The sequence below is a fragment of the Streptomyces sp. NPDC001700 genome (genome assembly GCF_053596435.1).
This window is the reverse complement of record NZ_JBSFGE010000006.1, coordinates 121,276-131,619: the sequence shown is the minus strand read 5'-3', so window position 1 is coordinate 131,619 and position 10,344 is coordinate 121,276. Positions and strand designations below refer to the sequence as shown.

Annotated in this window: 7 protein-coding genes; all 7 read right to left on the bottom strand. The window is 70.5% G+C overall.

Going from position 1 to position 10,344, the window contains the following annotated elements; all coding sequences use genetic code 11:
• Positions 1–56: 56 nt before the first annotated feature.
• The 7 genes from ACWC5C_RS14120 to ACWC5C_RS14090 all read right to left on the bottom strand — a co-directional run bounded on the left by ACWC5C_RS14120 (position 57) and on the right by ACWC5C_RS14090 (position 10,287).
• Complete coding sequence (locus ACWC5C_RS14120; RefSeq protein WP_450875873.1) at positions 57–3,059, bottom strand: ATP-binding protein; 3,003 nt, start codon at positions 3,057–3,059, stop codon at positions 57–59.
• A gap of 270 nt (positions 3,060–3,329) precedes the next feature.
• A complete protein-coding gene (locus tag ACWC5C_RS14115; RefSeq protein WP_450875659.1) occupies positions 3,330–5,420 on the bottom strand; it encodes a beta-galactosidase in 2,091 nt (696 codons plus the stop codon).
• Between the two features lie 64 nt (positions 5,421–5,484).
• Positions 5,485–6,339, bottom strand: a complete 855-nt coding sequence (locus tag ACWC5C_RS14110) for a carbohydrate ABC transporter permease (protein WP_385443908.1) — start codon at positions 6,337–6,339, stop codon at positions 5,485–5,487.
• The gene (locus ACWC5C_RS14105) at positions 6,336–7,283 is read right to left on the bottom strand and encodes a carbohydrate ABC transporter permease (protein ID WP_450875658.1); all 948 of its coding nucleotides are present in this window, start codon (positions 7,281–7,283) and stop codon (positions 6,336–6,338) included. The genes ACWC5C_RS14110 and ACWC5C_RS14105 overlap by 4 nt, the downstream gene beginning before the upstream one ends.
• A 9-nt stretch (positions 7,284–7,292) precedes the next feature.
• Positions 7,293–8,501 carry an ABC transporter substrate-binding protein gene (locus ACWC5C_RS14100; RefSeq protein ID WP_450875657.1) on the bottom strand — a complete coding sequence of 403 codons (1,209 nt, stop codon included), beginning with the start codon at positions 8,499–8,501 and terminating at the stop codon, positions 7,293–7,295.
• A gap of 325 nt (positions 8,502–8,826) precedes the next feature.
• Entirely contained in the window at positions 8,827–9,825 is a 999-nt protein-coding gene (locus ACWC5C_RS14095) for a LacI family DNA-binding transcriptional regulator (RefSeq protein ID WP_450875872.1), read from the bottom strand.
• 222 nt (positions 9,826–10,047) lie between these two features.
• Positions 10,048–10,287, bottom strand: coding sequence for a twin-arginine translocase TatA/TatE family subunit (locus ACWC5C_RS14090; RefSeq protein ID WP_450875656.1), 240 nt, complete (start codon positions 10,285–10,287; stop codon positions 10,048–10,050).
• Positions 10,288–10,344 lie beyond the last annotated feature (57 nt).

Sequence of the window (10,344 nt, the reverse complement as noted above, 5' to 3'; positions counted from 1 at the left end):
GGGCCCCCGCCGCACCGTGCGGCGGGGGCCCGGGTTCCGTGCGTCCCGGCCGGCCGTCAGGGCATCGGCAGCGCGCTCTCCCGCCGGGCCGGGGTGGCCGACTGAGCCAGCGCGAAGGCCAGTTCCGGCCTGCCGGAGATCTCCAGCTTGCGATAGGCACTGGTCAGATGGATCTCGACGGTGCGCCGCGTGACGAAGAGGGCCTCCGAGATCTCGCGGTTGGTCCGGCCCTGGGCGGCCAGCTCCGCCACCCGGCGCTCGCTGGGGGTGAGCCGCCGCGCATCCGATGGCCTGGCCGCCCGAAGTCTGCCTCCGACCAGCGGCAGCGTGACGCGGACGCGGTCGGCCAGGCAGCTCGCGGAGCACTCCTCCGCCACCACCAGCGCCCGTTCCAGGGAGGACCGTGCCGCGTCCCGCCGCGCGAGGCGCTGGCAGGCGGCACCGAACTCGTTCAGCGTGTAGGCGAGTTCCACCCGCGCCGGTGAGTGCTCCAGCATGTCGACGGCCTGGGAGAGGAATTCGAGTCCCCGCTGGCCGCCGGTGACCGTGCCCAGCGTGCGGAGGCTGACGCCGATCGCCTTGTGGGTGCCCCATCTGCGCGACAGGTCCAGATCGCGGTTGGCCATGTCGATCGCCGAGGTCCGGTCACCGGCGGCGGCATACGCCAGGGCGGCGTAGGAGCGCCACCGGGCGGCCGCCGGAGTGATCACAGGGCCCGCCTCCTGGTACCGGCCGCACTCCAGCAGGGCCGCCAGCGCGGCTCCTGGATCACCTTGCTCCAGCCGCAGCCGCCCGTGGGCCAGCAGATAGGCGGACCTGGCCCAGGCATCGCTGACGAGGCTGTCGGTCGGGTGCGTCTGCAGCATGTCCTGCGCCATATCGGTGGCCCCCAGGTCCAGCAGCAGGTTGGCCACGGCCGCGAACGACGGTAGGGCGGGACGCTCCGGGGTTTCCCGCCCGACCACGTCGAGCAGGGCACGCGCGTGGCCGAGCCCCTCCTCCACCCGACCGGAGTGCCAGGCCACCGTGGTCAGCCCGAAGCTCGCCATGGCGGACAGCCGCCCGGAGCCGCGCCGTGCGGCGTGGTCGGCCATCCGCTGGAGCCAGCCGGCCGCCATCTCCGGATGGTCGGCGGCGACGAGGGAGAGGAGGAGGGGTGGGAAGAACCGCACCATGGCCCCGTCCAGCTCCATCCCACCCCGCAGGGCGCGCCCCGCCAGGGCGCGGGCGTGCTCGGCGGTGCCGTGACCGGCCTGAGCGTGCAGGGCGCACACGGCCAGCCAGGCCCGCTCGCCGGGAGTATCGCCGCGTAAGGAACGATGCGAACGCGCCTCCACCAGCTCTGTGCCGATCGACGCGGCGGGGCCGTCCTGCCACGCGGTCATGACCAGGTGCGCTTCCAGCCGCAACCGCCACTCGTCGTCCTCGGGCGACTCGCCCAGCTCGGCCAGTACCTGCCGCAGCGCGGTTATGGCCTCCTGGGTGCGCCGGGTGGTGCACAACGACACGGCCAGCCCGCTGACCGTGGCGGCCCGCCCGTGGGCGTCCTGACGCAGCAGCAGTTCCTGCTGGAAGTGGTAAGCCGCGGCGGTGGGATTGTCCAGCATCTCGATCGTCGCGAGTTCCGACCGAAGGGACACCTCCGCCTGCGGGGCCGGGGACTCCGTCAGGGCTTGCCGCAGATAGCGGGCCGAAGTGGCCGGGGCGCCGCGTGCCGCCGCCCGCCGCGCCGCGTCCTGCAGCACCGCGATGCGCCACTCGTCTCCGTTGGGCTGGGTGAGCATCAGATGGTGGGCGACTCTCTCACTGCTTTCGCCCTGGTCGCGCAGCAGCCGGGCGGCGCGCATATGCTCCTCGGCCAGCTGCGCCGGAGTCATGGCGCGGAAGAGGGCGGGCCGTACCAGGGGCTGGGTGAACCGTGGAAGCTCCTCCTCGGCCAGGACGCCCATGCAGCGCATCTCCCGTACCGTCTCCTGCGCGCGGAAGGGGTCGAGACCGGCCAGTGCGGCTACGACGGGAAGCCGTGTGCCGTCACCGAGCACCGCCAGCGCCCGGCTCATCGCCATGACCGCTGTGGACTGCCGGGCCAGGCGCATGGCGATGGTCTTCTCCAGTACGCGCTCGTTGAGTTCGGCCACGCGGCCGGCCTGAGCCGCGTCCGGTCGCACACCGTTCCTCACCAGGACCCGCAGCAACTCGTTGAGCAGCAGGGGATTGCCTTCGCACACCTCGTGGCACGTGGCACAGAACTGCTCGTCGGCGCGTCCGCCCATCCGGTCCTGGACCAGTCGGCGCACGCTGCCGGGGCTGAGCGAGGAGAGTTCCAGGGTGATGGCGCCCGGCTGGAGGGCCAGTTCGTCCAGCATCGGCGCCGATTCGTGCCCGCCACCGCACCGGCGGGTCGTCACCAGCATCACCGGGAGGCCGTCGATGCGGCTCGCCAGGCAGCGAAACCAGCTGAGCGACATCTGGTCGGCCCAGGTGGCGTCATCCAGGACGAGAGCCAACGGGCCCATCTCGCAGGCGTTGACGATCACCTCGTAAAGATCATCGCCGATCTCGCATGACACCTCGGCGTCGTCCCCGGACGCCCGGCACTCCTCACCGGACCGGGCCAGCAGGGCCTGGGCCGCCGGGCGCTCCTGCAGAACACGCCGGTCCGCATCGGAGAGCGCGGCGAGAAGGGAGTCGAACAACTGCCGTGCCACGGTCCATGGCCGGTGTTCCCGCGACTCGATGCCATGCGCACGCGCCACCAGCAGGCCACGGTCGCGCGCACCGGCGATCCAGGCGTTCAGCAGTGAGGTCTTGCCGATTCCTCCCGCACCCTCGATGCATACCAGCGAACTGACACGGTCGGGTAACCGCTCGGTGAGCCGCCCTAACACGGCTAGTTCTTCCCGCCGGTCGAGGAGTTCGTACTGAAGAGTGGTAGTAGCGGGCGAATACGGTGCCGGGCGAGACGTCTCGGGTGAAATCGTGTCCGTGGGGCGAGCGGTCAAGGGGAGATCCCTTCTGGAAAGTCTAGTGTGTCCACTAGTACTTTGACGTGCGACCATGCGGAATTCGGCCGTGTCCGCGCGGCAGGGCATGACTGATGAACGCAGGGCGGGGGGTGAAAGCATGAATGTTCGCAACCCTGTAACATCGGCGTTAAACCTGCTGTTTTGGAGCCCCCGAAATTCCGGTTGTGAGTGGGGGAAGTCAGCATCAGTCAATTGCACCTCTCCTGATTCCTCCAAGGTAATGAGGGGGCTATGGGGAATCAAGAAGGCCCTGCGCGCCATAGTCGAGTGACAGCCGTCGTGCGGAATTCCGCCAGACGTCCGTCAGCGTTCCAGGAGTACCCGGGCGTCCCAGGGCTTCAGCCTCAGCTCCTCCCCGGCCTGGTGATCCGTACCGTCGAGCACGTCCCGGACCCTGGCGGGGAGCCGGACCGCCACCTCGTCCCAGGACCAGTTGTGCACGAAGCGCACCCGGCGGCCGTCGGGAGCGGTGGCGCCCGTGCTGGTGACGCTCTCCTGGGCGAACCTCCAGCCGCCTTCGCGCTCCGGGACGGCCCAGCGGAACAGCGAGGTGGCCAGGGCGGGGTCCGGTACGGTGCCCACGTACGTCACCCGCCCGTCGCCGTGGGAGTGCGTGGTGACGGCGGGCCAGCGGCCGAAGTGCGGGTGGTCGTATCCGGCCAGGACCTGTGCGCCGTCGGCCTGGAGGCCGTCCACCCAGCGCGTGGCCGACGCCCCGCTCGGCAGGGCGAGGGGGGACCCGGGGGCGGGGTGGACCGGCACGTCCTGGGAGAGGTTGCTGAACTCGTCGTACCAGGCGCCCGCCGCCTCCGCGAGGCGCGCGGGCATGACGTCGGTGCGGGCCCGGGCACACGGGTTGCCGTAGCCGGTGCGCGGGCCGAGCACGAGGTGGCCGCCCGCGGCGGCGTAGGCGGCGAGCCAGTCGAGCGTCGCGTCGTCCGCGGTGTAGAGGCCCGGCACGACGAGGACCGGGTGCCGCTCGGCGGCGACGCGCGCGGTGGTGCCGGTGAGGCGGTCGGCGTGCAGGAGGCGGACCTGGAGCCCGGCGTCGAACGCCCCCCGGTAGAAGGGCTCGAAGACGCCCTGGTACGAGCGCCGGTCCGGGCCGCCGTCCGGCTCGGCCAGCGGCGGCTGGAACGCCAGCGCCCACTTGCTGGCGGACGAGTAGACCATCGCCACATCCGCGTCCGGTGTCAGCCCGGCGACCAGGTCGCCCGCGCTCTCCAGCTCCTGGCCGATGCGGGCGATCTCCCGGTAGACGCGCCCGGGACGGCCGTTGTGCGGCAGGACACCGCCCCAGTAGGTCTCCGTACCGAAGTGCAGGGTGTGCCAGTGCCAGTACTCGATCATGCGTGCCCCGCGCGAGATCAGCGCCCAGGCGGCCTGTCGCCACTGGCCGTCGTACGCGGGCCGGTTGTTCCAGGAGTGTCCGATGGCCTGGGCGTCGGTCTCGGTGACCAGGAACGGCTCCTGGCGCGAGGAGAACATCCGGTCAGCGCTCTGGTACAGCGCCCATGTCCCGTTGGTCGTCCACGTCTGGCCGCCGGTGCCCGGGTCGGGCAGGGCGAGGCCGTCCTGCATGGTGTAGTACGGGTTGCCCGCCGTGATGTCGAGTCGGCTCGTCAGGGCCTGGTCGTCCAGGGCAGGCCGGTCGTAGGCGACGCAGGTGGTGACGAAGTGTTCCGGGCGGGCGTACTCGCGCACGATGTCCGCCTGCCAGCCGATGAACCGCGTGGTCTCCTCGGCCTGGAAACGCCGCCAGGCCAGGTCGTACTGCGGCTGCGCGTTGCCGTCCGGGGTCCACAGGTCGGCCCAGGTGGAGAGCCGGTGCGACCAGTAGACCAGGCCCCATTCCCGGTTCAGGGTCTCCACGTCGCCGTAGGCCGCGCGCAGGTGGTCCACGAAGCGCTGGAACACGCCGTGGTTGTGGAACAGTTCGTTGCCCGGTTCGTTGTCGACCTGGAAGCCCAGCAGCGAGGGGTGGTCGGCGTAGCGGGCCAGGATCGCGCGGACGACGCGTTCGGCGTGGAATCGGAAGGCGGGGTGGGTGAAGTCCACTTCCTGGCGGGCGCCCCAGGGGATGCGCTCGCCGGTGCGCCGCTCGCCCGCGATCTCGGGGTACAGCCGGGCGAGCCACGGCGGTACGGCATAGGTCGGCGTACCGAGGACGACACCGATGCCGCGCTCATGCGCCCCGTCCAGCACCGGCCGCAGCCAGTCGAGGTCGAACCGGCCGTTCTCGGGTTCCCAGGTGGACCACACCGACTCGCCGACCCGGATGACGGAGAATCCCGCCCGCTCCATGAGGTCCAGGTCGGTCTTGAGCCGGTCGTAGGGCTGGTACTCGTGGTAGTAGGCGGCGCCGAACAGCACACGCGGGGGAAGCTGGGGCAAGAGTCCTCCTCTATCGACGGTGACGGGAGAGAGCCGGGACGGCGGACGTGGCCGAGGGGCGGGATCAGCCCTTGACCGCGCCCGCCGACAGTCCTTCGAGCAGTTGCCTGCGCAGCAGCAGGAAGACCAGGACGGTGGGCACGGTGGCGAGCACCGATCCGGCCAGGACGAGGTCGTACTGACGGTTCTCCGCCTGGAAGAGCGTCTGGAGCCCCAGGGGGAGGGTGAACTGATGGATGTCGGAGACCAGGACCAGCGGCCACAAGAAGCTGTTGTAACTCTGCAGGAACGTCCATACCGCCAGTGCGCCCAGCGACGGGCGCAGCAGTGGCAGTACGACCTGGCAGAAGATACGGAATTCCCCGCAGCCGTCGATGCGGCTCGCTTCCAGCAACTCGTCCGGGACGCTCTGGATGATGTACTGCTGCATCATGAAGATCCCGAACGCGGGCGCCACCCACGGCACGATCAGGGCGAACCAGGGATTGCCCAGCCCGGTCTTGACGAGGATCACGAAGAGCGGCACGAGGATGACGGCGAACGGAATCGACAGCGAGCTGAACATCACCGCGAACAGGAATTTCCGTCCGGTGAAGCGGTACTTGGCGAACCCGAATCCGGCCAGCGCGCAGACGAAGACCGATACGGCGGTCGCCACGATCGCCACCACGGTGCTGATCAGGAACCAGCTCAGGTATGGCTGGCTGTCCAGCAGATGCCGGTAGTTGGCGAGGGTCGCCGGGCTGGGCAGCAGCCGGGGCGGGTAGGCGAAGATGTCGCCACGCGGCTTGAACGACCCGCTCAGCGCCCACAGCAGCGGCCCGGTGAAGGCCAGCAGCAAGGCGGTCAGGGCGGCGTAGAGCAGTGCGCGTGGAGCGGCCCGGGGCCCGCGGGCGCGTGCCGGGGACGAGATCCTCATGAAGACCTCCCGATGCCGAGCAACCGGTTGAAGACCTGGCTGATGGTGAAGACGAGGACGAACAGCACGACCCCGGCCGCCGCCGCGTAGCCGAACTGCTGGCGTTCGAAGGCCGCCCGGTAGATGAACATCGCCACCGAGAGCGTCGCGTCGCCCGGTCCGCCGCGGGTGAGGAGGAACGGCTCGTCGAAGATCTGTGCCGCGCTGATGAACGAGGTCACCGCGACGAACCCGGTCACCGGCTTCAGCGCCGGGAGGGTGACGGTGGTGAACGTGCGGAACCGGCCCGCTCCGTCCAGCTCCGCGGCCTCGTACAGCTCACGGGGGACGTTCTGCAGCCCGGCGAGGAAGAAGACCGTCAGGTAGCCCGCCCAGCGCCAGAGCATGATGAGGCTGATGCTCGCCTTGGCCAGGGTCGGATCGCCCAGCCAGTCGAATCCGCCGAGCCCGAACACCGCCCGGAGCACCGAGTTGGCCAGGCCGAACTGCCGGTCGAACACAAGGCTGAAGATGAGGGCGACCACGATGGGCGAAACCACCATGGGAATGAAGAAGGACACCCGGAACAGATCCCGTGCCCCAAGGCCCCGGGCGTTCAGCCCCTGGGCCATCATCAGCGCGACGGGGACGATGACGACCACGCTCACCAGGACGTAGACGCCGGTGTTCTGCAGCGCGCGGTGGAAACTGACGTCGGTGAGCAGATGCGCGTAATTGCGCAGTCCCACCCAGCGCGGGGGGCCGAGCCCGACCCATTCGCACAGGCTCAGATACATCGACACGAGGATCGGCACGACCATGAACAGGACGTACAGCACGTAGAACGGCGCGATGAACAGGTACGGAGCACGGGAGGGACCGCGCGGTGGCCGCGACGCGCGGCCGCCGGACGCGACCGCCGGGGGAAGGGGCTCGCGGAGCCGTTCCGCGGGGATGCTGGTCATCTGCGGTTCCTATCGGCTCGCCTGGGCACGGAAGTCGGAGGCGGCGCGCCGCAGCGCCTCGCGCGGGGACAGGTCGCCCCGGTACGCGCGGATCAGATAACCGCTGAGAACGTCCGTGAGGATGGACTGGTCCGGGCTCTGGTAGTAGGCGGGCACATGGTCCGCCAGCGGGGCGTACACCTCGAACAGGCGCTGTCCGCCGCAGAACGTGTCCTCCAGGGCGAGCAGTTCGGGGCTGCGGAAGACCGAGCGGCGGGTCGGCAGGTAGCCCAGTTCGCGGTAGCGGCGGATCTGGGCGTCTTCGGTGAGCCAGGTGGTACGCAGGAAGTCGGCGCTCGCGGTGGTGTTCGCCTTGCCCGTGATCGCGGTGAAGCCCGTGCCCCCGGCGACCGAGGTGCGGCCGCCCCCGGCCGAGAACCTCGGGAGCGCGCGGATACGCCACCGGCCCGCCTGCTCGGGGACGTTCGGCCGCAGCCCGAAGGTCTTGTACCAGCTCGCCATCCACAGTCCCGCGACGCTGCCGCGCTTGAGGGCGGTCTGCATGCTGGGGCCGTAGAAGTCGGCGACGTCCACGAGGAAACCGCTGCGCAGCCCGTCACAGATGAACCGAAGCGTCTCCTCCGCCTCGGGCGAGTCCAGGGTGCTGCGCCGGTGTGCGTCGAACAGCGCGCCCCCTCTCTGGTAGAGGAGGATGGCGAAGAGCTGCACCACTTGGTTCAGATCGCTGCCGGTGGCCACCGCGCCCAGGGAGACCCGGTGCTTGCGGTACAACTTCTCACCGGCCCGGGCCAGTTCCTCCCACGTACCGATGTCCACTGGTATGCCGTATTCGGACAGGAGATCGTCGCGGTAGTAGTAGACCGTGACGGGTGTGTCCGAGTCGAGCGCGTAGAGCCTGCCGTCGACCGTGTACGGGGCCCGCCGCGCGGCGATCAGGTCGTCGCCGAGGGGTGCGACGTCCTTCGTCCAGTCGCGCAGCAGCCGGGCCGAGAGGTCGCCGCGCAGCATGCGCGCGTAGTTGCCGATCTCGAAGCCCATCACATCAGGGGTGCCGCGTCCCGCCACGGCCTGGGCCAGGAGTTTGGTCACCAGGTCCTGGGCTCCGGCGCGGGTGACACGCAACCGGTAGGAGAACCGGGTGGCGCGTTCGGCCCGGGGCGCGGCCCCGGTGAAGTAGTCCTGGTATCCCTGGTCGTGGGTCCACAGGGACAACGTCACGGGACCGGAGGTACGCACGCTCGGCGCCCGGCCGCCTCCGCAGGCCGAGGCCGTTCCGGTCGCGGCGAGGGCGCCGGCTCCGGCGGCCCAGCGCAGCACGGACCGGCGCGGGGCCGTGCCGTGCCCGGCGCTCGGCGGAGGCGGCGGGGGTGGTGGTGCGCGGTGTGGTCCTGAGGCCGCTGTGGGTGCGGGGAATCGGGGGAGGCTCTTCATGTGCGGCTCCTCGTCAAGAGGTGCGATGTGCCGAGTGGTGTGGGCATGACATATCCATGCGTGATGCCGGGCGTGGTGCCGGGCGCGGTGCGATATGGAGGGGCTGCCGGTCCTACGGGCGTGGGGGCCGCGCGCTGGACTGGCGGACCACCAGCCGGGCGGGCGGATCGGCCCGGGTGGGTGCGGGGGTGTCCGGCGTCTCCAGCTGATGGGCCAGCAAGTCGAGTCCGTGAGCCGCCACGGTGTCGAAGTCCTGGCTCACGGTGGTGAGCGGCGGCGAGAGGTAGGCCGCGGACGGAATGTCGTCGTACCCCACGACACTGACCTGGTCCGGTACCGCGCGGCCTGCCTCGGACAGCCCGCGCATGACACCGATGGCCATGTCGTCGTTGGCCGCGAACACGGCCGTGACCCCCGGAGTACGGGCCAGCCGCAGCCCCGCCTCATAGCCGGACGAGGGCGACCAGTCGCCCTCGATCCACTCCGGTTCCGGCGCCCCCGCCTCCCGCAGCGCCTTTCGCCAGCCCTCCATGCGGTCCCGTGCCGCCCACCACCTGTGAGGTCCGGCCACATGCCACACGGTGTCATGCCCCAGGGAGAGGAGATGCCGCGTGGCCGCCACGCCGCCGCCCACTCCGTCCGCGCCGGTGACCAGGGCCCGGGTGCCCGGGGCCAGGGCCGGCATCCGGCCGAAGCTGAGGATCGGGACCTTCGGGTCGAGGGGAGCGGCCTCGCCCTCGTCGATCGGCTCGGACAGCACGATGCCGTCCACACCCTGGTTCAGCAGGGACTCGACGGCACCTTCGATACCGGCGGGTTCGCCATTGAGCGTGGTCACGACGCTGAACGAGTAACCGGCGGCGCTCGCCGCCCGCTCCAGCGCGAACAGCAGCGACGAGGGGCCGTAGAGCGCGGTTCCCAACGACACCACGCCGATACGGCGGAAGCGCCCTCGCAACAGCGCCCGGGCAGCGGTGTTGGGCCGGAACCCCAGCTCGCGGGCGGCCCGCAGCACCCGGTCGCGGGCCTGGTCGCTCACATAGGGCTCCCCGTTGACGACCCGGGACACCGTCTTCTGCGACACCTGGGCCAGCCGGGCGACCTCCTGCATCGAAGGGGGGCGATGCCCCTGCCCGGCCCCGGAAGAGGCGTTCTGGGATTCGGTGGTGGGCACGGACGCTCCCTTCGAGCACGATCCCGGACGGTGCCGGATCAGGTGTTGACTACGTAGTCACACTGACCGGCACAACGTCCCGTCTGCTCTGACTACGTAGTCAGGCGACTATGCGTCCGTCCTCCGGGCACGTCAACCCTTCGCGCGAACCGTCCTGGTTCAGCCCTGGCCGGTGTCCGTTCCCGGAGCCTTGCGCGTGACGTCGCCGGGGGCGGTCCGGATGACGCGCGGGGTGTTCGGGGTGTCGGCCGAAGCGTCGTCGGCCTTCATGGCCTTGGCCTCGCTCTTGAAGATGCGGGCCGCCTTGCCCGCGGAGCGGGTGAGGTCGGGGAGCTTCCTGGCGCCGATCAGGACGATGGCGACGATGAGGAGGAGAGCGAGCTCGCTGAGGCCGAACATGGGTGGGTGGTCTCCTCCGGTTGATGGCGGCCCGTGGCGAGGGGCCGCGAACGACGA